25 protein-coding genes, 2 tRNA genes and 1 other RNA gene are annotated in these 24,195 nt (G+C 72.5%); 12 read left to right on the top strand and 16 right to left on the bottom strand.

Annotated elements, in window-relative coordinates; genetic code table 11:
• The first annotated feature begins 4 nt into the window (after nucleotides 1-4).
• Nucleotides 5-445 carry a cytochrome c oxidase subunit 4 gene (locus tag N8N77_RS13105; RefSeq protein ID WP_261167318.1) on the top strand — a complete coding sequence of 147 codons (441 nt, stop codon included), beginning with the start codon at nucleotides 5-7 and terminating at the stop codon, nucleotides 443-445.
• Between the two features lie 126 nt (nucleotides 446-571).
• Here the strand turns inward: N8N77_RS13105 and N8N77_RS13100 are convergent, their stop codons facing one another.
• The 3 genes from N8N77_RS13100 to N8N77_RS13090 all read right to left on the bottom strand — a co-directional run bounded on the left by N8N77_RS13100 (nucleotide 572) and on the right by N8N77_RS13090 (nucleotide 4,029).
• On the bottom strand, nucleotides 572-2,038 hold the full coding sequence (locus N8N77_RS13100; protein ID WP_261167317.1) for an MFS transporter: 1,467 nt from the start codon (nucleotides 2,036-2,038) through the stop codon (nucleotides 572-574).
• Nucleotides 2,035-3,204, bottom strand: a complete 1,170-nt coding sequence (locus N8N77_RS13095) for a M20/M25/M40 family metallo-hydrolase (protein WP_261167316.1) — start codon at nucleotides 3,202-3,204, stop codon at nucleotides 2,035-2,037. Before N8N77_RS13095 ends, N8N77_RS13100 begins: the two co-directional genes overlap by 4 nt.
• A 159-nt stretch (nucleotides 3,205-3,363) precedes the next feature.
• Nucleotides 3,364-4,029 carry an SIMPL domain-containing protein gene (locus tag N8N77_RS13090; RefSeq protein WP_261167315.1) on the bottom strand — a complete coding sequence of 222 codons (666 nt, stop codon included), beginning with the start codon at nucleotides 4,027-4,029 and terminating at the stop codon, nucleotides 3,364-3,366.
• 268 nt (nucleotides 4,030-4,297) lie between these two features.
• Here N8N77_RS13090 and ssrA point away from each other — a divergent pair.
• Nucleotides 4,298-4,667: a transfer-messenger RNA gene (ssrA, locus tag N8N77_RS13085) on the top strand.
• A gap of 83 nt (nucleotides 4,668-4,750) precedes the next feature.
• On the opposite strand, the gene N8N77_RS13080 is transcribed toward ssrA, so the two are convergent.
• The 6 genes from N8N77_RS13080 to N8N77_RS13055 form a co-directional block, all read right to left on the bottom strand.
• Nucleotides 4,751-4,990: a hypothetical protein gene (locus N8N77_RS13080; protein WP_261167314.1), complete on the bottom strand. Its 240-nt coding sequence runs from the start codon at nucleotides 4,988-4,990 to the stop codon at nucleotides 4,751-4,753.
• A 106-nt stretch (nucleotides 4,991-5,096) separates the two neighbouring features.
• Nucleotides 5,097-6,530, bottom strand: a complete 1,434-nt coding sequence (locus tag N8N77_RS13075; protein ID WP_261167313.1) for an NAD(P)/FAD-dependent oxidoreductase — start codon at nucleotides 6,528-6,530, stop codon at nucleotides 5,097-5,099.
• A 36-nt stretch (nucleotides 6,531-6,566) separates the two neighbouring features.
• Nucleotides 6,567-7,190 carry a hypothetical protein gene (locus N8N77_RS13070; RefSeq protein ID WP_261167312.1) on the bottom strand — a complete coding sequence of 208 codons (624 nt, stop codon included), beginning with the start codon at nucleotides 7,188-7,190 and terminating at the stop codon, nucleotides 6,567-6,569.
• Nucleotides 7,187-8,008, bottom strand: a complete 822-nt coding sequence (locus N8N77_RS13065; protein ID WP_261167311.1) for an inositol monophosphatase family protein — start codon at nucleotides 8,006-8,008, stop codon at nucleotides 7,187-7,189. The genes N8N77_RS13070 and N8N77_RS13065 overlap by 4 nt, the downstream gene beginning before the upstream one ends.
• 160 nt (nucleotides 8,009-8,168) lie before the next feature.
• Nucleotides 8,169-8,244 (bottom strand) — tRNA-Lys (locus N8N77_RS13060).
• 173 nt (nucleotides 8,245-8,417) lie between these two features.
• Nucleotides 8,418-8,669 carry a DUF6458 family protein gene (locus N8N77_RS13055; protein WP_261167310.1) on the bottom strand — a complete coding sequence of 84 codons (252 nt, stop codon included), beginning with the start codon at nucleotides 8,667-8,669 and terminating at the stop codon, nucleotides 8,418-8,420.
• A 140-nt stretch (nucleotides 8,670-8,809) separates the two neighbouring features.
• Between N8N77_RS13055 and N8N77_RS13050 the strand changes: the two genes are divergently transcribed.
• Nucleotides 8,810-9,121, top strand: coding sequence for a helix-turn-helix domain-containing protein (locus tag N8N77_RS13050; protein ID WP_261167309.1), 312 nt, complete (start codon nucleotides 8,810-8,812; stop codon nucleotides 9,119-9,121).
• Between the two features lie 29 nt (nucleotides 9,122-9,150).
• Here N8N77_RS13050 and N8N77_RS13045 read toward each other — a convergent pair whose 3' ends face one another.
• The 3 genes from N8N77_RS13045 to N8N77_RS13035 all read right to left on the bottom strand — a co-directional run bounded on the left by N8N77_RS13045 (nucleotide 9,151) and on the right by N8N77_RS13035 (nucleotide 11,834).
• Nucleotides 9,151-10,158, bottom strand: a complete 1,008-nt coding sequence (locus tag N8N77_RS13045) for a hypothetical protein (RefSeq protein ID WP_261167308.1) — start codon at nucleotides 10,156-10,158, stop codon at nucleotides 9,151-9,153.
• A 21-nt stretch (nucleotides 10,159-10,179) separates the two neighbouring features.
• Complete coding sequence (locus N8N77_RS13040; RefSeq protein WP_261167307.1) at nucleotides 10,180-10,872, bottom strand: phosphocholine cytidylyltransferase family protein; 693 nt, start codon at nucleotides 10,870-10,872, stop codon at nucleotides 10,180-10,182.
• 254 nt (nucleotides 10,873-11,126) lie between these two features.
• The gene (locus N8N77_RS13035) at nucleotides 11,127-11,834 is read right to left on the bottom strand and encodes a hypothetical protein (protein ID WP_261167306.1); all 708 of its coding nucleotides are present in this window, start codon (nucleotides 11,832-11,834) and stop codon (nucleotides 11,127-11,129) included.
• 464 nt (nucleotides 11,835-12,298) lie between these two features.
• Between N8N77_RS13035 and N8N77_RS13030 the strand changes: the two genes are divergently transcribed.
• Genes N8N77_RS13030 through N8N77_RS13020 form a run of 3 tightly spaced genes read left to right on the top strand, consistent with a single transcriptional unit; the run spans nucleotide 12,299 to nucleotide 15,038 of the window.
• Nucleotides 12,299-13,204, top strand: coding sequence for an ABC transporter ATP-binding protein (locus tag N8N77_RS13030; protein WP_261167305.1), 906 nt, complete (start codon nucleotides 12,299-12,301; stop codon nucleotides 13,202-13,204).
• 8 nt (nucleotides 13,205-13,212) lie between these two features.
• On the top strand, nucleotides 13,213-14,748 hold the full coding sequence (locus tag N8N77_RS13025) for a hypothetical protein (protein ID WP_261167304.1): 1,536 nt from the start codon (nucleotides 13,213-13,215) through the stop codon (nucleotides 14,746-14,748).
• Nucleotides 14,749-14,771: 23 nt separating this feature from the next.
• A complete protein-coding gene (locus N8N77_RS13020; RefSeq protein ID WP_261167303.1) occupies nucleotides 14,772-15,038 on the top strand; it encodes a DUF3039 domain-containing protein in 267 nt (88 codons plus the stop codon).
• A gap of 30 nt (nucleotides 15,039-15,068) precedes the next feature.
• Here N8N77_RS13020 and N8N77_RS13015 read toward each other — a convergent pair whose 3' ends face one another.
• Entirely contained in the window at nucleotides 15,069-16,397 is a 1,329-nt protein-coding gene (locus tag N8N77_RS13015) for a nicotinate phosphoribosyltransferase (protein ID WP_261167302.1), read from the bottom strand.
• A gap of 51 nt (nucleotides 16,398-16,448) precedes the next feature.
• Between N8N77_RS13015 and murI the strand changes: the two genes are divergently transcribed.
• Genes murI through rdgB form a run of 3 tightly spaced genes read left to right on the top strand, consistent with a single transcriptional unit; the run spans nucleotide 16,449 to nucleotide 18,613 of the window.
• On the top strand, nucleotides 16,449-17,273 hold the full coding sequence (gene murI / locus N8N77_RS13010; RefSeq protein WP_261167301.1) for a glutamate racemase: 825 nt from the start codon (nucleotides 16,449-16,451) through the stop codon (nucleotides 17,271-17,273).
• Nucleotides 17,274-17,279: 6 nt separating this feature from the next.
• On the top strand, nucleotides 17,280-18,023 hold the full coding sequence (gene rph / locus N8N77_RS13005; RefSeq protein ID WP_261167300.1) for a ribonuclease PH: 744 nt from the start codon (nucleotides 17,280-17,282) through the stop codon (nucleotides 18,021-18,023).
• A complete protein-coding gene (rdgB, locus tag N8N77_RS13000) occupies nucleotides 18,020-18,613 on the top strand; it encodes an RdgB/HAM1 family non-canonical purine NTP pyrophosphatase (protein WP_261167299.1) in 594 nt (197 codons plus the stop codon). The genes rph and rdgB overlap by 4 nt, the downstream gene beginning before the upstream one ends.
• Nucleotides 18,614-18,615: 2 nt before the next feature.
• Here rdgB and N8N77_RS12995 read toward each other — a convergent pair whose 3' ends face one another.
• Entirely contained in the window at nucleotides 18,616-21,054 is a 2,439-nt protein-coding gene (locus N8N77_RS12995) for an ATP-dependent DNA ligase (protein WP_261167298.1), read from the bottom strand.
• A gap of 78 nt (nucleotides 21,055-21,132) precedes the next feature.
• Here N8N77_RS12995 and N8N77_RS12990 point away from each other — a divergent pair, with 78 nt between their 5' ends.
• Entirely contained in the window at nucleotides 21,133-21,933 is an 801-nt protein-coding gene (locus tag N8N77_RS12990; RefSeq protein ID WP_261167297.1) for a Ku protein, read from the top strand.
• A 61-nt stretch (nucleotides 21,934-21,994) separates the two neighbouring features.
• Here N8N77_RS12990 and N8N77_RS12985 read toward each other — a convergent pair whose 3' ends face one another.
• Together N8N77_RS12985 and N8N77_RS12980 are read right to left on the bottom strand one after the other, a co-directional pair.
• Nucleotides 21,995-22,702 (bottom strand): DedA family protein, encoded by a 708-nt coding sequence (locus tag N8N77_RS12985; RefSeq protein WP_261167296.1) that lies wholly within the window; start codon nucleotides 22,700-22,702, stop codon nucleotides 21,995-21,997.
• A 57-nt stretch (nucleotides 22,703-22,759) separates the two neighbouring features.
• Nucleotides 22,760-22,841: transfer RNA gene (locus tag N8N77_RS12980), tRNA-Leu, on the bottom strand.
• Nucleotides 22,842-22,968: 127 nt separating this feature from the next.
• Here N8N77_RS12980 and N8N77_RS12975 point away from each other — a divergent pair.
• Together N8N77_RS12975 and N8N77_RS12970 are read left to right on the top strand one after the other, a co-directional pair.
• Complete coding sequence (locus tag N8N77_RS12975) at nucleotides 22,969-23,292, top strand: hypothetical protein (RefSeq protein WP_261167295.1); 324 nt, start codon at nucleotides 22,969-22,971, stop codon at nucleotides 23,290-23,292.
• Complete coding sequence (locus tag N8N77_RS12970; RefSeq protein WP_261167294.1) at nucleotides 23,286-24,116, top strand: helix-turn-helix domain-containing protein; 831 nt, start codon at nucleotides 23,286-23,288, stop codon at nucleotides 24,114-24,116. Before N8N77_RS12975 ends, N8N77_RS12970 begins: the two co-directional genes overlap by 7 nt.
• The last annotated feature ends 79 nt before the right edge of the window (nucleotides 24,117-24,195 follow it).

Below are 24,195 nucleotides of genomic sequence, written 5' to 3'. Positions count from 1 at the left end.
CGCCATGCGCTCCAACATCGTCATCTGGTGGCTGCTGACGGGCTTCTTCGCCCTCGCGTTCGCGGTCTACGCCATCTGGGATCTCCTCGACAACCCGCGCGGGCTGCCCTGGTACCGGGCGGTGGACTGGACCGGTGGCACGGCGCTGCTGTTCGCCGTGTTCATGTCGGCCATGATCGCCTTCTACGTGCAGCTGGTGCACCGCGGCCAGAAGGGCGTGGAGCTTCCGGAGGACCGCCTCGACGCCGACATCGACGACGGCGAGACGGAGCTGGGCGAGTTCAGCCCCTGGTCCTGGTGGCCGATCATGCTGGCGGGCGCCGCGGCGCTCGGCGCACTGTCGCTGGCGGTGGGCATCTTCCTGCTGCCGTTCGCGGTCGGCCTGCTGGCCGTGTCGCTCGTCGGCTGGGTGTACGAGTACTACCGCGGCAACTTCGCCCGCTGATCTCTTTCGCACGAGGGGCCCGGATCCACACGGATCCGGGCCCCTCACGTTTGGCGGGCGGGCAAGCCGGCGAGGCAGTGGCGGGACGACGAAGCGGGCGCGGCCTCGCTCGGAGGCAGGCGGCGCTCAGGCCTGCGGCACGTCGGCCGTCGCGTCGGTGAAGGCCCGTCGGGGCACGAGCAGCAGCGCGCCCGCGGCGGCGAGAGCCGTGACTCCGCAGACGACCCACACGGTCACGTACCCGGCGAAAGAGCCCGCCGTTCCTCCCGCGACGCCCGACGCGCCGTTCAGGAGCGCGATGCCGAACACGCACGAGGCGACGGCGCCGCCGACGGTCTTGACGGAGTTCGTCAGCCCGGTCGCGACACCCGTCTGGCCGTGTGGCGCGGCCGCCGCGGCTGCCGACGGCAGGGCCGCGACGAGGGCGCCCGAGCCGACGCCCACGATGAGCATGTTGGCCGTCACCTGCAGGTACGTCTCGTGTGACGGCAGGAACAGCAGGAACCCGATCCCGACGCACAGCGCCGCCAGGATGAGGGCGGTGCGCGGTGTGGTGAGCCGGGAGACGATGGGGTAGTTCAGCGCGCCGACGATCATGGCGATGAGGTAGAACCCGATCAGCAGCGAGGTCGTGGAACCCGCCGTGCCCAGCCCGTAGCCGTAGACGCCGGGATCGGTGCGAGCAAACGTCGACAGCGGTGCCTGGGCGCCGAGCACGCTGACGCCGAAGAGGCCGGCCGTGAGGAAGACGGGCCACAGTGCGGGATCGCGGAACATGCGCACGTCGATGAGCGGGTCATCGCATCGCCGCTCCCAGAGGGCGAACGGCACGAGCACGAGCGCCCCCGCGGCCAGCACGAGCCACGCGAGGCCGTCGCCGGGGCCGGCGAGCCGCAGCAGGCTCAGGCCACCGGTGATCCCGAGCAGGGCGAGCGAGACGAGCACGAGTCCGGTCGTGTCGAAGCGGCCGCCGGCCGGGTAGGGGGACTCGGCGACGCCGAAGAGGATGACGAAGAAGCACGCGACGACGGCGATGCCGGGGACGAGAAGGACCATCCAGAGCGGGAGCGCATCGACGAGGGCGCCGCCCGCCAGCGCGCCGGCGATCGCTCCCGCCTCGAGCGCGGCCACCAGGATGCCGGCGGCGCGCGCCGTCAGCACCGACGCCGATCCCTCGCCGGTGCGCGCCACGACACCGCGAGCGCGCGACCAGATGAGCGCCACCTCCAGAGGCAGCCAGACCACGTAGAAGCCCTGCAGCGCCCACGCCGTCAGGAACACCGCGAATGAGTCGGTGAACGGCAGGGCGAGCGAGGCGGCGGCGGTGAGCGCGGTCGACACGAGCAGCATCCGCTTGTGGCCCACCATGTCGCCGAGCTTCGCGAACGCCGGCACGACGAGGGCGGAGAGCATGAGCTGTGAGCCCTCGAGCCAGTTGACGTCGGCGTCGTGCACGCCGAGGTGCCGGGCGATGTCGGTGAGCATGGGGGTGTAGTAGCCCTGCAGGATGCCGCTCGTGAACTCGACGAAGGCGAGGAATCCGACGATGCCGACGAGGGGACCCAGCCTCGTCGTGGGCTGCGTCGCGCTCACGAGAGCCCCCGGATGAGCTCCATGTGGAAGTCCCGCCCCCGCTCGAGCGACGCGATCTCCACGCGCTCGTCCGAGCCGTGGATCGATGCTCGTTGTGCCGCCGACATCTCGAGCGGCGCGAACCGGTACACCGACGGCCAGCGCCGGTGGAAGTGCCGGGCGTCGCTGGCCTGCATCATCAGGTACGGCACGACGAGCGCGTCGGGGAACGCGGCGCCGACGGCGGCGCGCAACGCGGCGAAGGCCGCGCTGTCGGCTGGTGACTCGGGGGACGGATCGGAGCCGTCCACCAGTTCGACGCTCACCTTCGGGTCGCGCACGCGGCGGCGCACGCGGGCGACGACCGTGCCGACCGTGTCGCCCGGGATGAGGCGCAGGTTGAGCGTGGCCGTCGCATGGGAGGGCAGCACGTTGTCGGCCGAGCCACCGGATAGCCGGGTCGCCGCGAGCGTCGTGCGCACGAGCGCGGCGGGCTCGGACCCCATGCGGGCGAGGACCGGGCCCGCGAGCCGCGGGACGCTCGCGAGCACCCGCAGTACGACGCCCGGAACCCCGCCGGCCCGGGCTCCGAGCACCGCGAGCATGCGCGCGATGGTCTGCGGGGCGCGGGGCGGAAACGTGGCGGGGTTGAGGCGCTCGATCGCCCGCGCGAGGCGGGAGATCGCCGTGTGTCCGCGCGGGGCGGACGCGTGCCCGCCGTCCCCGCGGGCGCGAAGGCGGAGGGTCACGATGCCCTTCTCTCCCAGGCCGATCATCGCCGCTCGTCCGGGCACGAACGGGAGCGGCGCGTCAACGACGGCGCCGCCCTCGTCGAGCACGAGCCATGGCGACACGCCGCGGGCCGCCAGCGTCTCGGCGATCGCCGCGGCCGCCCGCCCGAACACCTCCTCGTCGCCGCCGAAGGAGAGGTACACGTCGCGTGCGGGCGAGAATCCTTGCCGCAGTAGCTCCTCGACGGCCTCGAGGATGACCAGCAGCGGCCCCTTGTCGTCGAGCGCGCCGCGCCCCCAGACGAAGCCCTCCGCGATCCGACCGTCGAACGGAGGGGCGCTCCAGCCGTCGCCCTGGTCGGCGGGAACGACGTCGACGTGCGCCATGAGCACAAGCGGGTCCTGAGAGCTCGCGCCGGCCCAGCGGTAGGAGGCCGAGCTCGCCGACCCGCTCACGCTCCAGCCGGGCGTGGGTGAGCGGGTAGAGCTTCTCGAGGAGGGCGGCGAACTCCTCGAAGGGCGCGTGGCCATGCTCGGCGAACTCGGCGCTCACCGTGGGGATGCGGATCATCTGGGCAAGCCGCTCGGCAAGGGGCGGCACGGTGACGGCAGTCATCAGGCGCGCGCCGCGAAGCGGCCCTCGACGGTGGCGGAGACGAGGATGTCCTCCGGTTCGAGCGCGACCAGCGGTGCCCCCTCGGCCGCGCCGCGGACGTTCGCACCCATGCGCAGCGCCGCGAATCCGGGCGCCGCGTCGCGCGAGAGCAGGTCGTTGTCGGCGATCTCGACGGGGGCGACGTCGCCGAGCCCCAGCGCCTCGGCATAGGCCTGGGCCCGCTGCACGGCCACCCCCACCGCCTCGGCGGCCGTCTCGCGCTCAAGCCGCGCGCGGGTGTCGTCCGTGAGGCGCCAGCTCACGTCGCCGACGTGCACGTCCGCCGCCTCCGCCAGTTCGCCGACCCATCCCGACAGTTCCGCGAAGTCGTCGAACGTGGCGCCGAACGGCACAGAGCCGTAGTGCACCGGACGCAGCTGGGTGCCGTCGGCGTTCCACGGCCTGCTCGACCAGAAGTAGGCCCGCTCACTCGACCACCGCACGACCCGCTCGCCCTCCTCGAGCTCCTTCAGTCGGGAGCGGAGCGCGTCGGCGGCCTGCCCCGTGCGCCGCGTCACCGAGGCGCGGTCCGGTCCGTCGACGCGCACCTGCACGGACGCGATCGCGAGCTCCGGCGCGACCCGGCGCTGCGCTGTGCCCCGCACCGAGATGATGACATCGCCCATGACGGGCTCCCTTCGTCGCGTGCCTGGGCCGAGGGTATCGCAGGGATCGCGCGGCGCCGCGGACCCGCGGGTGGCGCACCGGTGGATGCGTCGCCCGCGCCGGAATCGCCGGGAATGGCGTTGCGGCGCGTTGCGTTGTAGTCTGTGATGCTCGGATAGATCCGAGTCCGGCCCGGCCGGGATGCGCCGTGAGGCGCCGGCAGCGCACTCCGGTGCGATGACAACTCCACAGCGTGCGATAGCGGTTCCCTTCGCGAGAAGGATCCACGGGGCTGATCGGTTTCGACAGTGCTTGTGAATCTGCGAGAAGCGGGCCGAGGATGCAGGGTTATCTCGTAAACGCCCCCTGCAAACCAATAAGTGCCAACGCAAAGCGCACTGACTTCGCCCTCGCTGCCTAAGCGAGCCCGATAGTCCGTCAGACCGTGGGTGATCCCGACACGGATTCTGGCGTCATCTAGGGATCTTGCTGCGTGACGGTGTCGGGACGTCACGCGGGACTTTTCCTCGACTGGGCTCGTCGACCTATGTGTCTGTGCTGAAGGTCGGAGCCGAGCAGAACGCCTCCACAGACTGCGCCCGGAGAAGCCGCAGAGACTCAGCATTGGACGGGGGTTCGATTCCCCCCAGCTCCACCACCGCATCGCACCTGTGGACAGCCCCCGCGGACCCTGACGAGATCAGGGAACGCGGGGGCTTTGTCGTGCGCGGTAAGGGTCGGTCAGGCCGGTCCCGGCCGGACCAGTGTCGTGACGAGCACGAGGCGGGTCGAGGAGACCATGCGGCCCGACCAGAGCCACGGCGAGGTGAGCGGCGCGACGCTCGTGTCCGCGATCTCATAGCCGTCGGCGAGGAGCGCCTCGATCTCCGCGGCGGCCTCCGGGTTGGACCAGGGGCCGTGGTCGTCGTCCTGCGCGGTGGGGTAGAGGACGTGGGTGACGTGCCGGACGTCTCTGCTCATCGGCGCTCCTCACGCTGGCGTCGCTTTAGAAGTGCGACCCACGCTAGGCGGCGGCGCGGCGCCCGGGAGGGGGCTTGACGGGCCGCGGCCACATCGGTCCGGCGCGTCAGGGGCCGAGCTCGGGCATCTCCAGACCGAAGACGTCTCGCAGGGCCAAGCGGGCGGCGTTCCAGCCGCCCATGCCGTGCACGCCACCCCCGGGGGCTGTCGACGACGAGCACAGGTACAGGCCCGGCACCGGAGAGCGCCAGGGCGCGTATCCCGCCACCGGGCGGGCCAGCGTCTGGAACGTGGTCATCGCGCCGCCGCTGATGTCGCCGCCCACCAGGTTGTGGTCCATCGCCTCGAGCGCCGCCGGGCCTGTGGAGATGCGCGCGAGAACGGTGTCGCGGAAGCCGGGGGCATGCTCCTCGATGGCCGCGTCGATGACGGGCGTCGCGTCGCCCTTCCAGCCGTGCGGCACGTGCGCGTACGCCCAGGCGGTGTGTCGACCGACGGGTGCCCGGCCGGGATCGAACAGGGAGGGCTGGGCGAGCAGAATGAACGGCCTCTCCGGCATCCGTCCCGACACGACGGCGGCCTCGGCGCGCCGGATGTCGCCGAGGGTTCCGCCCAGGTGCACGGTGCCGGCGCGTCGCGCGGCGTCGTCGCGCCACGGGATCGGCCGCGACAGCGCGTAGTCCACCTTGAACGCGGCGGGTCCGTGTCGCCAGCGTCGCAGGGTGCGCGCGTAGCGCTCCGGCAGGCGCGCGCCGGCCACGCGCAGCACGTCGCGCGGCACGAGGTCGAGCAGGATCGCACGGGCCGGCGGGAGCGCGCGGACGTCGTCCACCGGAGAGCCGGTGCGGATGACGCCACCGTGCGCGACGAGATCGGCGGCGAGCGCGTCGGCGATCGCCTGCGAGCCGCCCCGCGGAATGGGCCAGCCCCGCGCGTGGGCGTGCGCCGCGAGCACGAGACCGGCGCCGACCGAGGGCACGCGCGGGATCCGCGCGAACCCGTGCGCGAAGGCACCGGCGAGCAGGGCGGGCGCCACGTCGTCGCGGAAGAGCGCGCCGGTCAGGCCCAGTACGTGGGGGGCCGCGGCCAGCGCGATCGTCGCGAATCCCCCCAGCGCGCCGGGGCGGGGGAGGAGCACGCCGCCGCTCGCGTCGGAGACCGCGTCGATCCGCTTCACGAGGGGGCCGAGCGCCCGCCGCCAGGCGCCGCCGTCCCCGCCCAGGGCGCCGGCCGTGGCGTCGAGGGAGCGGAACGCCACCCCCGTGCGGCCGTCCGGCAGGGGATGCGCGTAGGAGATCTCCGGGACGGCGAAGTCGATGCGGTCGGCCAGTCCGAAGGAGCGGAAGAACGGCGAGCCGAGCGCCATCGGGTGAACCGCGGCGCCCACGTCGTAGCGGAAGCCGTCGGCCTCGCGGGTGCGAACGGCGCCGCCGACGGCCTCGGCCCGCTCGTGCACCTCGACGGCCAGCCCGGCCCTCGCGAGGATCACGGCCGCGGCGAGCCCGTTCGGACCCGCCCCCACCACGATCGCGTCAGGCATAGCCCCAGGATGGCACGATGGGCGCCCGCCCGGCCGTCATTCGGCGGGCGGCCAGCCCACCAGCAGCAGGCTCTGCTTTGTGTCGGCGAGCGTGACCCAGCCGTCGCCGAAGGCGTATGTCATGCCGTAGCCGTCGTCGTCCGTCGCGATGGCGTACGTCGGATCCTCCGTGAGGTAGACGATCCCGTCCTCCTCCTCGCGGATCCACCCCTGCGTCTCGAGCTCGTCCTGCACGGTGCTCGCCGTGGCGGAGTCGACGGGCGCCCAACCGAAGATCTGCACGTGGTCGGTCGCGACGCTGTAGTCGCCCCACACGCACTGGATCCCATCGGGCAGGACGGTGGAACCGATGCGGAAGTCCTCCGGCTCGGCCGTCCAGCCCACGTCCTTGAACTGCGCCACCACCTCGGCGGGGATGATCGTCTCGCAGGTGAGCTCGGGGATCGGCGTCTCGTCTCCCGAGCCGGCCTGCGGTTCTCCGCCCTGTGGCTGTTCGTCGGTCGGGGCGGGCGACGTCTGGGCCGGCTCCGGATCGGGCGGCGCTGACTGGCCGCAGGCCGTCAGCGCGAAGGCCAGGACCGCGAGCCCGGCGAGCAGGGGCGCGGCTCGCCGCGCCGCCCGCGGTCGGGCGTCGTCGCGGCGGTGCGGTCGGATGCTCACGTGTCGGCCCCGTGCAACGCGCGGAGGAACGCCTCGTGCAGCACGCCGTTGCTGGCGACGGCCGATCCTGCGGCGAGGGTGGCTTCGCCCTCGAACGAGGTGAATCGCCCGCCCGCCTCGCGCACGATGGCCGCGGCGGCGGCGATGTCGTACTCCTTCACGTCGAACTCGCCGACGAACTCGATCCGGCCCTCGGCCAAGAGCATGTAGGACCACACGTCGCCGTACGCCCGGTCGCGCCACACGCGGGATTGCAGGGTGAGCAGTGCGTCGAGCCGGCCCGCCTGGCGCCACTGCGCGAGGCTTTGGAAGCTGATCGACGCGTCCTCGAGTGCGTCGACCCGCGAGACCTCGATGCGGCGCGGGCCATCGGCCGCGTTCGTCCAGGCGCCCGCGCCCTCCGCGGCCCACCAGCGCCGGCCCATCGCCGGCATGCTGACGACGCCCAGACGCACCGCGCCGTCCACCTCGAGCGCGATCATCGTGCCCCAGGCGGGGACGCCCCGCAGGTAGTTGGCGGTGCCGTCGATCGGGTCCACGATCCAGCGGCGGGCGGCGTCGCCCCCCTCGCCGTACTCCTCGCCGAAGATCGCGTCGTCGGGCCGCTCGGCGGCCAACACCTCGCGGATCGCGCGCTCGGCGGCCAGGTCCGCCTCGGTCACGTGGGTGCGGTCCGCCTTGCGCCGCACGTCGAGATCGGCGGCGTCGAAGCGCGCCAGCGTCTGAGCGTCGGCGGCTTCCGCGAGGCGCAGCGCGAGCGTCAGGTCGCGCTCCGGATTAAACGCGGCCGCGGGCGAGGTGGGAACGGGGGACTCCACCGCTCAAGGCTACCCGCCGTCGTATCACGCTCCGGGAACATTTCGGCGCAAGACGGCTACGCCAGCGCGGGGCGGACGTCGCCGCGGGGGAGGCCCGTCGTTCTCGTCGGAACGCAGAATCCCCGGCGGCCTTTTCAGGCCGGACCGGGGATTCTTCTGGTGGTGCGCCCCCAGGGACTTGAACCCTGAACCCACTGATTAAGAGTCAGTTGCTCTGCCGATTGAGCTAGAGGCGCATGTCGATTCCGGTGCCTTTCGGCGTTCCGAACCGAGGATCGACTTTATCAGCTTCTCGTGCGGATCGCGAATCGCGGCGCATAGGCGCATGCGCGTGCATGGACCGGTCCGGGTGCGAAGCGACCCCGCCGTCCGAGGAGGGGGCGACCCGTTCGGACGGCGAGGCCGTGGTTCACAGGGGGTCGACGTCGCTGCGACGCTCGGTGACGCGCGAGGCCGAGCCCCCATCGCCCACCGTGCGGGTCCGCTCCACCGAGCTGCGGCGGCGCAGCACGAGGACGAGGCCGACGATGAAGACGACGACACCGGCCCCCATCAGCAGGTAGCCGACGAAGTCGTCGTTCAGCCAGGGCACGTCCAGTTCCAGTCCGAACGCCAGGATGGCGCCGAGGATGAACAGCACTACTCCGGTTCCGATGCTCATGCCCCAGACGTTACGGAGGCGGCCCGGCGGCGTCACGAGGCTTGACATCCCCACCGATACAGGGATGAACGGGAGGGGTGGCACATATGCTGAGGCATATGCGCATCGGTGATGGGCGCCGTGGTCCGGATGCTGTTGGCATGGGAGCGCCGCATTCTCCCGCCGCGAAGAAGGTGGGCCTGCGTGTGGCCGAGCTGCGGCATCGGGCGGGATTGAGTGCCAAGGCGCTCGCCGAGTGCGCCGATCTCGACCTCACCCACCTGCAACGGGTGGAGCGGGGGCAGGCGAATCCCACGCTCATGACCCTCGTGCAGATCGCCATCGCCCTCGAGGTCGACCCCGGGTCGCTCGTGGAGGGCATCGGCGCGGACGAGCTGCAGGAGGGGCGCCTGCCGTACGGTCACTCGCAGCGCACGATGCGGCGTCGACGCAGCTTCGCGGCCGAGGCTTGAGGGCCTGCGACGGGAAGGACTCGCCGGGATCACTCCGAAGCAGGCGGACGCCCGTCGGAGTCGACCGTGCCGTCGCCGGGAACGCCGGGGCCCTTGGGGGCCCGGTCGCTGCGCTCGCGGCCGGGGAGGGCGCGGCGCGCGGCACGCCCCGCCCCGCGGCCCAGGGACCCCAGGCCGCGCCCGGCGACGGCGATGCCGCGCGAGGCGGTGCCCGCCGCGCCGACCACCGTCGATCCGACACGCCCCAGCGCCTCGCCCACGCGCCGCTCGACCCGCTCCGCTCCCTCGCGCGGTTCCAGCGCGGCCGGCAGGACGGCGGGCGCCGGCCCGAACGCGCGTCGGGAGGCCGCCACGACACGGCGGCCGAGCACGTGGTTCCCAGCCCCGCCCACGGCGGCGCCCACGCCGAAGGGCAGCGCCTTGCCGACGAAAGAGCCCGCTCCCACGCGCGCGAAGTGCCGCACGAACATCGTCTTGAGGCGGTCGGCGACCTGCCGGGTGACGGCCTTCGGCAGCGACGTGGTGATCACGTTGCCCCAGTAGGCGCCGCGCGCCACGCCCTTGCCGGTGACCTGCCCCGCGAGCTGACGCAGCAGATCCACGCCCTCGTCGCCCATCATGAGGGTCATCACGAGCGCGCGGGCGCGGTCGCGGTCCTCGACGGCGATGCCGTGCACCTCGGCAAGCGACTGCGCGAACAGCGTCGTCGCCTCGATGAAGCCCGCGGTCTCGGCGCCCGAGAGCGCCAGCGTCACACCGGTGCCCACGCCCGGTACCACCGCGGTGGCACCCACCGCCGCGCCGCCCGCGGTGACGGCCGCGAGGTAGCGCCGCTCGAGCAGGCGCACGATCTGCGCCGGCGTGGCGTCGGGGTGGCGCAGCCGAATGGAGCGCAAGTGTGCGAGCACGACCGGGCGGTGGATCGACATCACTCGGTCGAGAGCGCGAAGGTGTGGCGGATGGCCCTGCGCGGGCGGCTCGCCCTGCCAGGGAGCGTCGTCCGGCAGGGAGTGGATCTTCGCGACCTTGTCGGACACGGGGCGATCCTACGCCGCGGATCAGACGAACTGGTTGGCGCGCGCCAGGTCCTCGGCGAAGTCGACCTCCACGGCGTAGAAGTCGGAGATGTCCATGGGCAGCACGCGAATGCCGTCCTCCGCGATCGCCAGCTCGAGCCCGCGCTCGAAGTAGTCCTGGTCGTCCACGCGCTGCAGCTGGCGCACGAGTGCGCGCTTGTCGGCGCGGGAGATGAAGTTGATGCCGACGGCCTCGCCGATGCCGCCGACGACCGTCTTGGACAGCTCGTCGATGTGCCCCGACGCCGAGACGGTGTACTTGACCTCTTCGTCGCTGACCTTGGCGGTGTTGACAGCCACGAACGACTGGTCGGCCTCGATGAGGGCCGCGGCACGCCCGAGTACGCGCGGGTCGAACACGACGTCGCCGTTCATCCACAGGACGCTGCTCTTCCCCGTCGCCTGCAGCGCGCGCAGCAGGCTCTTCGAGGTATTGGTCTGGTCGTAGCGCTCGTTGTAGACGTAGTTGGCCTGCGGGAAGCGCTCGACGATGTCCTCCGCGCGGTAACCGACCACGGTCGTGATGCGGGCGTCGTCACCGAACGCGGCGCGGATGTTCTCGTGCTGCTGCTGCATGATGGAGCGACCGTCGCTCAGCTCGGTCAGCGACTTCGGCAGTGCGCGCCCGAGGCGCGTGCCCATGCCGGCGGCCAGGATGACGGTCTGGATGCTCATGTTCCTCATGCTCTCGTTCGTCGTTCACGACGCATTCATCATGGATTCACCGGGACGAATGAACCAGATGCTAGCCAGGATCACTGGGAAGGGGCACAATAGCGCGCCGACCGCGACCGGATCGTTGCACGCCGGCCGATTCCCCGGACCGCGCGTGCCCCGTGCGCGCATTCAGGCGACGCTGGGTACGTTGAGAGGGTGACGCCCTCCCCACGCGACGAATCCGCAGAGACGCCGGACGGTGGAGCGCCCGATCAGGCGCCGGACGCCGACGCGACCGCCTCGAGCGCCGCCAAGCGGCCCTCGGCGAGCCGGGCGCGGTCGACCTCGACCTCGGGGCGTAAGGCGGGGACCGCCGGGAGCGCAGCAGGCTCCGCGGCGCGCAAGACCGCAGCCCGCAAGAGCACCACCGCGCGCAAGAGCACCGGCACCGCTCGCGCCGCGACGACCTCCGCCGAGGCGCCGGCCGAGCCGCCCTCGGATGCGGCGGCCACGGAAGCGGCATCGACGGCGGAGGCGGCCGCTCCGGGCTCGCCGGAGCCCGCGAAGAAGCCGGCCCGCTCCGGCGGCGCCCGATCCACCGCTGCCCGCAAGGGTGGTGCCGGCTCATCGACGGGCCGGTCCGCCGCCGCGCGGGGGAAGAGCGCCCCCTCGCCGGATGCTGCGCAGGGCGAGCCCGAGGAGAGCGAGGCGACATCGGGCACCAAGACCTCCTCGAGCGCCCGGAAGCCGCGGGCCACGAAGGCGGCCGGCACCGCCTCGGCGAAGCGCACCACCGGCACGCGCCCGTCGACGAACCGCGGCAAGGCCGCCGGCGCGACCGGCTCCGGAACCGCGCGCGGCGCCGCGAAGAAGGCATCGGACGGTGCCGACGCGGCCGGCGCGGACGCGGAGGAGTCGCGGTCGACACCCGCGCCCCGCAAGACGGCGGCGCGGGACGCCGAGTACAAGGACGTCGCCACCCAGCCGCTGCCGACCGGCCGACCCGAGGTTCGCGCCGTCGCCCCGGGCGCCGAGGGCGAGGCACCTGCGATCTTCAAGCGCCCGGCCGCGGGTTCCGCGGCCGACGCGTCGAGTGCGGAACCTCCCGCGGCTCCGGAGGACACGGGCGCCACCGCGCCCGAGGTCGGAGAACCGCCGGCGGCCGAGTCGAGCGAGAGGGCGCAGCAGCACCCCGAGGCCACGCAGTCGACAGACTCCGGGGCCGACCAGCGCGCGGTTGCCGAGGAGACGATCACCGAGCCCACGAGACCGAGGCCTGCGGCCGCAGCGCCCACGGAAGAGGTCGCCGGCGCAACGGCCGCCGCGCCCCGGCACCCGCCGCGCCCCCGGCACCCCCCCCCCCCCCCCCGCGGCGCCCCCCGCGGACGCCCCCCCCGCCGCGGCGCCGCAGTCGGCGTCTACGGAGGCGACGCCCGCCGACGCGGTGGCCGGAGCGCAGGCGGCACCGGCATCTCCCGCCACCCCGCCGCTCCCGCCGATCCCGGCCGCCGTCGCGGCGGCCACCTCGGCGCCGGTCGCGCCCGGCGCGGCGGGCGACGCGCCCGCTCCCGCCGCGTCCGCGCCGCGCGGGGAGGACGCGCTGCGTGTACGCGGGCTCGTGAAGACCTATGGCGGGTCCGATGCCGTCTACGGCATCGACCTCACCGTGCCCGCCGGGTCGTTCTACGGCATCGTGGGACCCAACGGTGCCGGCAAGACGACCACGCTGTCCATGATCTCCGGGCTGCTGAAGCCCGATGAGGGCAGCATCGAGGTGTTCGGCGTCGACATGGTGCGGCGTGCACGTCAGGCCAAGCGGATGATCGGCGTGCTGCCCGACCGTGTGCGCACGTTCGACCGGCTGACCGGCCGTCAGCTGCTGTACTACTTCGGCGTGCTGCGGGGCCTGAAGCCCTCGGTCGTCGCGAAGCGTACCGCGGACCTCGCGCGCGCCTTCGACTTCTCGGACGCGCTGGGCCGCGTCGTCGCCGACTACTCCGCCGGCATGACGAAGAAGGTGATGCTCGCGGGCGCGATGATCCATTCGCCGCGCATGCTCGTGCTCGACGAGCCGTTCGAGGCCGTCGACCCGGTCTCGTCGGCCAGCATCCTCGAGATCCTCTCGGCCTACGTGGCACACGGCGGCACGGTCGTGCTGTCGAGCCACGGCATGGACCTCGTCGAGAGCGTGTGCACCCGCGTGGCGGTCATCGTCGGGGGCAACGTGCTGGCCGAGGGCACCGTGGACGAGGTGAAGGGCGAGATCTCGCTCGAGCAGCGTTTCGTCGAGCTGTCGGCCGGCGGCGCGAGCATGGAGGGACTCGAGTGGTTGCACACGTCGTCCGACTGAGACTCGACATGCTCGTCGGCGGCCTGCGCGCGCCGGGCGCCATCGCCACTCGGCTCGTCGGGCTCGTCGTCCTCGTCGCTGCCGTCGCACTCGCGTGCGCCGGCATCCTGAGCCTCGCCGAGGACGGACCCGCCGTCGCCGACGCCGTGCTCACGCTCGCCGGCACGGGCGTGCTCGTCGGGTTCGCGCTCGCGCCCGTCATGAGCGCGGCCGACGACCCGCTCGATCCGCGTCGGTTCGCCGTGCTCGGCCTGGACGCGCGGCAGCTGACCGGCCCCCTCGCGCTGGCCTCGCTCGTGAGCGTGCCGACCGTCGCGCTGCTCGCCGTCGAGATCTGCACGGCGATCGCCTGGTCGCGGCTGGGCGTGCCCTCGGGCGTGGCGATCCTCGCCGCGCTCGTGCATGCCGCGACCTGCATTCTGCTTGCCCGGCTGAGCATGGCGTTCGGTGCGCTCGTGTTGCGCGGTCGGCGCACGCGCGAGCTGTCGAGCCTGTTCGTGCTCGGCATCGTGGTGGTCGTGCTGCCCGTGGCGGTGTTCTTCGCCTCGCTGGAGTGGCGCGGCCGGGTGCCGAGCCAGCTGCAGGCGGTCGTGGAGGTGCTCGCCGTCACCCCGATCGGCGCGGCGGCCGGACTTCCCGGTGCCGTGGCGCTCGGCCAGTCGCCCACGGCCGGGCTCGCGGCCGTCGTCGCCCTGCTGACGCTGGCGGGCGCGGCCGCCCTGTGGGCGTGGTCCGTGCGTCGCATGCTCGCGCGGGTCGATGCGCCGCTGGATGAGCGCGACCGCGGCGGCCTCGGATGGTTCGCCGTCACACCCGCCACGCCCGGCGGAGCCATCGCCGCCCGCAGCATCATCTACTGGTTCGGCGACAGCCGGCACCTCGTCAACCTCGGGATCATTCCGGTCGTGGGCCTGCTTCCGATCGTGCCGCTGCTCGTCGCGGGCGTGCCTGCCGCCTACGCCGCGCTCGTTCCCGTGCCGATCATGGCCCTGTTCCTGGGCTGGGTCTCGCACAACGACGTCGCCTACGACTCCTCCGCCATCTGGATGCACGTCACCGCCGGGGTGCGCGGGGTGGCCGACCGTGTGGGCCGCCTCGTTCCCGTGCTGATCGCCGGGATCACGGTGCTGGCGATCGCGATCCCGGTCGCCACCGCGGCCTACGGCCGCTGGGCGCTCATGCCGGCGATCGCGGGCGTCGCGGCCAGCCTGTTCCTGACGGGGCTGGGCCTGTCGAGCATGTCGTCGGTGCTTGCGCCGTACCCCGTGCCGCGCCCGGGGGACAGCCCGTTCCGCCAGCCGCAGCGCACCGGATCCAGCGGCGTCGTGGCGCAGGCCCTCGTGATGCTCGGGGCCCTCGCCCTCTCGGCACCCACGCTGTGGCTTGCCTGGCGGGCGCTGACCGAGGACATCTCGCTCGCCCTGACCGCGCAGTGGATGGGCCTGGCCACCGGCGTGGTCGTGCTCGTCGCCGGCGTGGCGATCGGTTCGCTGCTGTGGGACCGGCGCTCGTACCAGATCATGGAGTTCGCGGCGACGACCTGAGCCCCGGCAACTAGAATCGGGGCATGAGCACACCTCTGGACAGCCCCGGGCAGGGTGGCACGGGACTTCTCGATCGCGAGCTCGAGCAGCTCCTCGAAGAGCAGAACGTCGAGCCGGGCGACCACGAACGCTTCTCGCACTACGTCAAGAAGGACAAGATCCTCGAGTCGGCGATCACCGGCAAGCCGGTGCGCGCGCTGTGCGGCAAGAAGTGGACGCCGGGTCGTGACCCGGAGAAGTTCCCGGTCTGCCCGCAGTGCAAAGAGATCTACGAGTCGCTGAAGGACTGATCCCGCACCGCCGCCGGCCGGAGAGCCGGATCAGTCGCCCGCGTCGACGAAGACGGTGGGGATGGCCGGGTCCGACTTGCTCAGTGCCAGCGCGCGGATCGGCATCTCCTCGCGCACCCGAAGGTGGTGGGCGCGGGCCGCGGCGACCCCGCCGGGGCCCTCGTGCGCCGTGTCGATCTCGCCGTCGACGACGAGCGGAACCTGCAGCGCCCGCGCGTCGGGGTAGTCGGCCGCCGTCGGCGCCTGCTCGAAGCCGTCGGCGATCTCGACGCGCTCCTCGAACGCGACGCCCCGCTCCAGGCGCCGGAAGGCCGTCTTCAGCCCACCCTGCGATCCCTTGTCCTGCGCCTTCTTGGCCACCGCCACCCAGCCGCCGTCGCCGCCCTGCCGCGCCACGAGCTTGTACACCATGCCGGCGGTCGGGTAGCCCGAGCCCGTGACGACCGAGGTGCCCACGCCGTACGCGTCGACGGGAGAGGCGGCGAGCGCGGCGATCGCGTACTCGTCGAGGTCGCTCGTCACCGTGATGCGGGTGCCCGTGGCACCGAGGCGATCGAGCTGGGCGCGCACCTCCGCGGCGACGATCGGCAGGTCGCCGGAATCGATGCGGACGCCGCCGAGCGCGGTGCCGCCGATGCGGATGGCCGTCTCGACGCCGGTCTCGATGTCGTAGGTGTCGACGAGCAGCGTCGTGTCGCTCCCCAGCGCATCGATCTGGGCGCGGAAGGCGTCCTCCTCGCTGTCGTGCAGCAGCGTCCAGGAGTGGGCGGCGGTTCCCATGGTGGGGATGCCCCACCGCCGGCCGGCCTCGAGGTTGCTGGTGGCACCGAAGCCGGCGATGTAGGCGGCGCGGGCGGCGGCGACCGCGGAGTCCTCGGCGGCGCGGCGGGCGCCCATCTCGGCGAGCGGACGCTCGCCGGCGGCGATGCTCATCCGCGCGGCGGCGGTGGCGACCGCGGAGTCGTGGTTCAGCACGCTGAGCGCGAGGGTCTCGAGGATCACCGCGTCGGCGAAGGTGCCCTCCACGGTGAGGATCGGCGAACCGGGGAAGTACAGCTCACCCTCGCGATAGCCGGTGATCGAACCCGTGAACCGGTACCCCTCGAGGTAGGCCAGGGTCTCGCGGCTGACGACGTTCTCGTCGCGCAGGTAGCGCAGCTCGTCGTCGCCGAAGCGGAAGTCGCGCAGCAGGCTGAGCAGCCGCCCCGTGCCGGCCACGACGCCGAACCGGCGGCCGCCGGAGAGGCGGCGGGCGAACAGCTCGAACATGCAGCGGCGCGAGGCCGTGCCGTCGCGGAGGGCCGCGTCGATCATGGTGAGCTCGTAGCGATCGGTCAGCAGGGCCGTGGAGGCGCTCATAGGCTCACTCTATCGGCGGGCGCGCACCCGGCCTCGCGTACCCTGGATGCGATGGATGACGCGCCGATCGGGATCTTCGACTCCGGGGTGGGCGGTCTCACGGTCGCCCGGGCGATCGGCGACCAGCTGCCGCGCGAGTCCCTGCACTACATCGGCGACACGCTGCACTCGCCGTACGGGCCCAAGCCGATCGCCGATGTGCGCCGCTACTCGCTCGAGGTGCTCGACACGCTCGTCGAGCAGGGCGTCAAGATGCTCGTGATCGCCTGCAACACCGCATCGGCCGCCGTGCTGCGCGACGCCCGCGAGCGCTATGACGTGCCGGTGATCGAGGTGATCGGCCCCGCGGTGCGCACGGCGATCGCGACGAGCCGCAGCGGTCGGATCGGCGTGATCGGCACCGAGGGCACCATCGGATCCGGGGCGTACCAGGACATGCTCGGCATCGCGCCGGGCGTGCAGGTGTTCACCGCAGCCTGCCCCCGGTTCGTCGAGTTCGTCGAGGCGGGCGTCACCGACAGCCCGGAGCTGCTCGCTGTCGCGGAGGAGTACCTGCGCCCGCTGCGCGAGGCACGCGTCGACACCCTCGTGCTCGGCTGCACGCACTACCCGTTCCTCGAGGGCGCCATCAGCTACGTGATGGGCCCGGAGGTCACCCTCGTCTCGAGCGACAGCGAGACGGCCAAGGACGTCTACCGCGAGCTCGTCGGCCGCGACCTGCTCGCCGGCCCCACCGCGCGCCCGCACCACGTGTACGAGGCGACCGGCGCCGACACCGACACGTTCACGGCGCTCGCCAACCGCCTGCTGGGCCGGGAGGTGCGCGACGTGCGCCTCGTGCGCACCGGCGCCATCGATCTGCCCACGATCCGTTAGGAAGTCATGACCGATTCACCGCGCGCGGACGGCCGCGCCCTCGACCAGCTCCGCCCCGTGACCATCGAGCGGGGCTGGAGCGCCCAGGCCGAGGGATCGGCCCTCATCTCGTTCGGCCAGACACGCGTGCTGTGCACGGCGTCGTTCACGAACGGCGTGCCGCGCTGGCTCACGGGCAAGGGCCGCGGCTGGGTGACGGCGGAGTACGCCATGCTGCCGCGCGCGACGAACGATCGCAGCGACCGCGAGAGCGTGAAGGGCCGCATCGGCGGGCGCACGCACGAGATCTCGCGCCTGATCGGCCGCGCCCTGCGCGCCGTCGTCGACACGAAGGCGCTGGGCGAGAACACGATCGTCCTCGACTGCGACGTGCTCCAGGCCGACGGCGGCACCCGGACGGCGTCGATCACCGGGGCGTACGTCGCCCTCGCCGACGCGATCGAATGGGGCCGCGAAAAGGGCTTCATCGCCAAGAAGGCCACGCCCTTGCGCGACTCGGTGGCGGCCATCTCCGTCGGGATCGTCGGCGGCCTGCCGATGCTCGACCTGCCCTACGTCGAGGACTCGCGCGCCGAGACCGACATGAACATCGTCATGACGGGCAGCGGCACGTTCATCGAGGTGCAGGGCACCGCCGAGGGAGCGCCCTTCGACAAGGCCGAGCTCGACGCCCTGCTCGAGCTCGGCGCCAAGGGCTGCGCCGACCTCACGGTCATCCAGCGCGAGACGCTGGCGGGGGAGCGCCCGTGAGCCGCGTCGTCCTGGCCACGCACAACGCGCACAAGGTCGCCGAGTTCCAGGCGATCGTCGCGACGATCCGCCCCGACCTCGAGGTCGTCGCGTACGACGGGCCCGAGCCGGTGGAGGACGGTACGTCCTTCGCCGAGAACGCGCTCATCAAGGCGCGCACCGCGTCGGCGCACACGGGCCTGCCCGCCCTCGCCGACGACTCGGGCATCTGCGTGCACGTGCTGGGCGGCTCGCCGGGCGTCTTCAGCGCGTACTGGGCCGGGCACGCCAAGAACGACCGGGCCAACCTCGAGCTGCTGCTCGACCAGCTCGCCGACATCCGCGATCCGCATCGCACCGCGCACTACAACTCCACGATCGCGCTCGTCACGCCCAACGGGATCGAGCACACGGTGGAGGGGATCTGGCCCGGCCGACTGGCGGAGGGCCCGCGCGGGGAGGGCGGCTTCGGCTACGACCCGATCTTCATCCCCGATGGCCAGGACGGGCAGGAGCGCTCGGTGGGCGAGTGGACGGCGGAGGAGAAGAACGCCGTCTCGCACCGTGCCCGCGCCTTCCGCGAGCTCGGCCCGCTGCTCGCCGCCCTGTAGCGCTACTCGACGGCGACGTCGCCGGGAGTGAGGTCGGGGCGCAGGCCGCGCCAGCGCGGGTGGCGCAGGCTGCCGCCGGGCGTCCACTCCGAGAACTCGACCTCCCCGACGTGCTCGGGCGCCACCCATCGCGCGAGCCGCCGCTGCGGTCCGGGCACCTCCGCGAACGGGCTTTCGTCCACCGGTCGCAGCAGCTCCTGCAGACGCCGCAGCTCGCGGTCGCCGAAGCCGGTGCCGACCTTGCCGACGTAGCGCAGGCGGTCGCCGTCGGGGATGCCCAGCAGGAGCGATCCGATCGTGCCCTCCCTGTTGCCCTGGCCGGGGTTGATGCCGCCGATCACGACGGACTGGGTGCGGGTGAGCTTGAGCTTGAGCCATTCCTCGCTGCGCACCCCGCGACGATACGGCGAGCGCGGGTCCTTCACGACGACGCCCTCGAGGTCGAGCCGGCGCGCGGTCTCGAGCGCGGCGTCGAGGTCCTCGGCCACCGGCGGCACGTCGATCGCCGTGCCCGGATCGCCCGCGATCCGCTCGAGCGCCTCCCGGCGCTCCACCAGGGGCCGCGCGGCGAGGTCGCGGCCGTCCACCTCGAGCGCGTCGAACAGGTACAGCCGCACGGGCACGCGCGGCACGATCCGCTGGATGTCCATGGCGCGCGTGAGATGCATGCGCTCCTGCAGGCGCGAGAAGCTCGGGCGGCCGGCCGCGTCGAGCGCCACGATCTCGCCGTCGAGCACCGCCTCGTCGGCGTCGATGCTCGCCGCCCCCGGGTTGGACAGCTCCGGGTAGCGCAGGGTGATGTCGGTGCCCGAGCGCGCGCGCAGCCGCAGCACGCCGCCCGTCCAGTGCGCGATCGCGCGCACGCCGTCCCACTTGAACTCGATCCACGGGTCGCCGCCCCGCCGGATGACGTCGCGCGCGGCGCCCGTCGAGCCGGCGACGGCGAGCATGGGCGCGAAGCGGTCGTCGGGCGGGGGATCGGCGGGCGGTTCGTCGAGCGGCGGGGGCTCGCTCCACGGCACGACCTCGGGCCCGTCGGCCTGCGGCTGGCCCTGCGCGTCCGTCTTCGTGCGGTGCATGAGCCATGTCGACTTCTCGCCCCTGCCGTCGGTGCGGATGAGCGCCACGCGCACGGGACCGCCGAGCGGCCCGTCCTCGCGCCCCGTGAGGGTGACGATGACCTCGTCGTCTCGCCACTTCTCGGCCTCGTAGGTGCCGGCGTCCCAGATCGTCATGACGCCGGCGCCGTACTGGCCCTTGGGGATGACGCCGTGGAAGTCGAGGTACTCGATCGGGTGGTTCTCGGTCTGCACCGCGAGGTTGTTCTTCTTCGTCGTGGCGGGGATGCCCTTCGGCACCGCCCAGTTCACGAGCACGCCGTCGCGCTCCAGGCGCACGTCCCAGTGCAGGCGCGTGGCGTGGTGCTCCTGGATGACGAAGCGGTTGCCGGCACCCGGATCGTCGGGGTGCGGCGTGGCCGGCACGGGCTCGGGGGTGTGCTCAGCGCGGCGCTTGGCGATGTACGAGGCCAACGGGCCGCCGTCGCGCGGCGCGAGCGCGGCGAGCGGGTCGCCGATCCGCTCCGCCCGCTCCAGCACCTCCTCGAACAGCAGGTGGCGCAGGTCGGGGTCGTCCAGCTCCTCCCACGTGCGCGGCGCCGCCACCCACGGGCGGGCGCGGCCGCGGAGGGAGTAGGGCGCGATCGTGGTCTTCTTGCCGTTGTTCTGGCTCCAGTCGACGAAGACCTTGCCCGGGCGGGCGGCCTTGCTCATCGTGCTGACCACGAGGTCCCGGTGATCCGCCTCCAGCGCCCGGGCCAGCTCGCGGGCGACGGCCGAAATGGCGTCGCTGGACTGCTCGCCCGGCAGCGAGGCGTAGAGGTGGATGCCCTTGCTGCCGCTCGTGACCGGCAGGGGATCCAGGCCCATGTCCGACAGGATGGCGCGGGCCCAGCGCGCCACCTCCGCGCATTCCGCCAGCCCCACCCCGGGGCCGGGGTCGAGGTCGAGCACGAGCCGGTCGGGGTGGCGGCGCTCGCCGCGGTCGTCGAATCGCCACTGCGGCACGTGCAACTCGAGGCTGGCCACCTGGGCGAGGTAGACGAGGGTGGCTGCCTCTTCGATGAGCGGGTACTCCTTCGGCCCGCTGGAGTGCGCGATGGCGCGGCGGGGGATCCAGTCGGGCGCGCCGGCCTCGAGGTCCTTCGCGAAGAACGACGGCAGCGGCTCGTCCTCGGTGCCGACGCCGTCGACCCAGCGCTTGCGGGTGACGGGCCGGTCGGCGACATGGGGGAGGAGGAGGGGCGCGATGCGGGAGTAGTACCCGATGACGTCGCCCTTGGTCGTGCCCGTCTCGGGGAAGATGACCTTGCCGAGATTCGTCAGGCGCACGCGCCGCGACCCCACGCGCACCGTCTGCGCCGCCGCGTCGCTCCCCGCCATGCGAACAGCGTACGGGGAGGCCCCCCGATGCGCGTCAAGCCCTGGCCGTGACCGGTGTGGCGGGTGTTCACTGGTGTCATGCGATCGATCTGGAAGGGCGCGCTCACCTTCGGGCTCGTCAACGTGCCGGTCAAGGTCTATGCGGCCACGGAGGACCACGACGTGCCGCTGCACCAGGTGCACAACAAGGACGGCGGGCGCATCCGCTACCAGCGCAAGTGCGAGGTGTGCGGCGAGGTGGTGGCGTATGCCGACATCGATCGCGCGTATGACGACGGCGACCGCACCGTGGTGCTCACCGACGAGGACCTGAAGGCGCTGCCATCGGAGCGCAGCCGCGAGATCGACGTCGTGGAGTTCGTGCCCACCGAGCAGGTCGACCCGATCACGTTCGACAAGGCGTACTACCTGGAGCCCGACTCGAAGTCGCCGAAGGCGTACGTGCTGCTGCGCGAGACGCTGCAGCGCACCGACCGCACGGCGATCGTGCGGTTCTCGCTGCGGCAGAAGACGCGCCTGGCGGCGCTGCGGGTGCGCGGCGACGTGCTCATGCTGCAGACGCTGCTGTGGGCCGACGAGGTGCGCGAGGTGTCGTTCCCGTCGCTCGAGGACGCGCCGAAGGTGAGCAAGAAGGAGCTGGACATGTCGGCCAGCCTCGTCGACAGCTACTCGGGCGACTTCGAGCCCGACGAGTTCGTCGACGAGTACCAGAAGGAGCTGCGCACGCTCATCGACGCCAAGCTCGAGAAGGGCGACGCGATCGACACCGAGGCCACCTTCGGCGAGGAGACCGAGGAGGAGGGCGGCGAGGTCATCGACCTCATGGAGGCGCTGCGGGCCAGCGTCGAGAAGTCGCGTCAGAAGCGCGAGGCGGGCTGACCGGTCGGCTCGCGGTGCCGCGGCGGGCTCGGTCGGCCTGCGCGGTCGGGTGATCGTCGGATCAGTCGGCCTGCAGCTCGGCCTCGGGGCCGGGGTAGGCCGTCTCGACGGGGTGCGCGGGCTCGCGCCGCGCGGCGCGCCGCTCCTTGAGGTAGTGCCACACGACGAACACGGCGGTGCCGGCGACGGCGGCGAGCAGGATGAGGTCGATGTACTCGGTGACGAAGTCGCGGACCCAGGGGATGTAGGCGATGACGTAGCCGAGCAGGGTGAGTCCGACGCCCCAGATGACGGCGCCGATGAAGTTGTACAGCGTGTACACCCGCCACGGCATGTGCCCGATGCCCGCGGCGACGGGCGCGAACGTGCGCACGATGGGCACGAAGCGGGCGAAGATGATCGTCAGCCCGCCGAAGCGCTGGAAGAACGCGTTCGTGCGCGCCACGTTCTTGCGGCTGAACAGGCCGGAGTCGCGCCGCTCGAAGATCGCGGGCCCGCCCTTGTGGCCGATGACGTAGCCGACCTCGCCGCCCACGAACGCCGACAGCCCGATGAGCAGCGACACCACCCAGATGTTCGCGCCGAACACCTGATTGGTGTGCGTGAGCAGGCCCGAGATGATGAGCAGCGTGTCGCCGGGCAGGATGAACCCGAACAGCAGCCCGGTCTCGGCGAACACGATGAGGCACACGACGAGCAGCGCCCACGGTCCCGCCGCGGCGATGATGGTCTCGGGATCGAGCCAGGGGATGAGAGCTGTGTGGTGCAAGGGTGTCCCGTCTGGGGAGGCCGGATGGGGCGCCGCCGCACGCGTGCGTCGTCGCCGTGCGGAAGGTGGGACTTGAACCCACACGCCCGAAGGCACAGGAACCTAAATCCTGCGTGTCTACCGGTTTCACCACTCCCGCGTGCCGTGGGTCCAGTGTACTGAGCCGCAGCGACATCGCCTGCGGGGATCCCCGCCGGACCGGCGGTTTCAGACGCCGCTGTGGATAACTTCCGACGCCGGTGCGCGGTCCTTGCGACGATGCCGGAGTGGAGGCCGTGCACGTCGAGTTGATGGATCGCGTGCGGCGGCTGCGCGAGGAGGGGGTCGATCCGTCTCGCGACGGGGCCGCCGCCGAGCGGCTCGTGCGTGCCGAGGTCCGTCGGCACAGCGATTCGGCGATCGCGCGCGGGGTTCCGGCCGTCGAGGACGAGGCGGCGGCGGTGCGCGCAGTGCTGGCCTCGATGAGCGGTTGGGGACCTCTGGATCCGCACAAGCAAGGGCGAGCACTGGGCGGCGTGCCCGGACTACGTGCAAGGGCGGCGGCGACTGCCGCGGGTGCGTCGAGGCCGAAGCGCGCGACGGCGTGCTGATCTGCGAGCGCTGCTACCGCGCTCTGCGCCGACACCTCGAGGATGCCGCGGATCTCGTCGGGCACCTGCGCTCGCTCGCGGACCCGACTAAGGCCACGCCGTACGACCGAATCCGAGTCGACTCGTCTCGTCCCGACATGCCGGCCCCGGTCGCCGCCGACCTGATCGACGCCTCGGACGACATCGTTCGCACGATGCGGGGATGGGCGCTGTACGTTCAGTTCGGCGGCGACCACCCGTGGCGCGCTGAGGGACTCGAGGCGGGCATTGACGGCGCGGATGCGTGGGACGACGTCAACGGGTGCGCCGAGGTGATCCTCGACGAGCTCGACAGCCTGGCGAACGACTCGCACCAGATCGAGGCGCTCTGGGCGGGCGTCGCCCAGGTGCACGGCGGCGAGCCGTCCCCGTGGCGCATCGCGGATGCCGCAGCGCGGTATGCGCTCGACGATCAGCCGCAGTGGGCGAACGTGCCCTGCCCGGACTGCGACCTTAAGGTGGTGCGCGTCCAGCCTGGTCGGAACCGGCGCCCGACCCGCTACCGCTGCACGACGAGCGACTGCGGGTGGGAGGCGAACTCGCTCGACGACGGCGGCCTGTGGGCGTCGTTCTTCGCCGAGCCGGTCGCGATCGTCGAGGACGTCGAGCACCCGCGGGTGTACCCACACCTGCTCAACATGACGGATGCCGCTCGCCTTGCCGAGCGATCCGTCGCCACAATCCGAAAGTGGATCAAGGACGGTGATCTCATGCGGGAGCTTGGTCGTGTGAAGGAACAGGACGTGCTCGCTGTCGCGGCACGCAAGAGGGGAGAGTCCGCGTGAAGACCTGGCTGACGCTCGCGGAAGCCGCCGAGCGGATCCGCGCCGAGGGGACTGCGCTGGCATCCGCTGAGCGTCGTAT

Source organism: Microbacterium sp. Marseille-Q6965, assembly GCF_946151065.1.
Taxonomy (GTDB): domain Bacteria; phylum Actinomycetota; class Actinomycetes; order Actinomycetales; family Microbacteriaceae; genus Microbacterium.
Note: the sequence above shows the minus strand (reverse complement) of the source record. Positions and strands in the feature narration are given on the sequence as shown.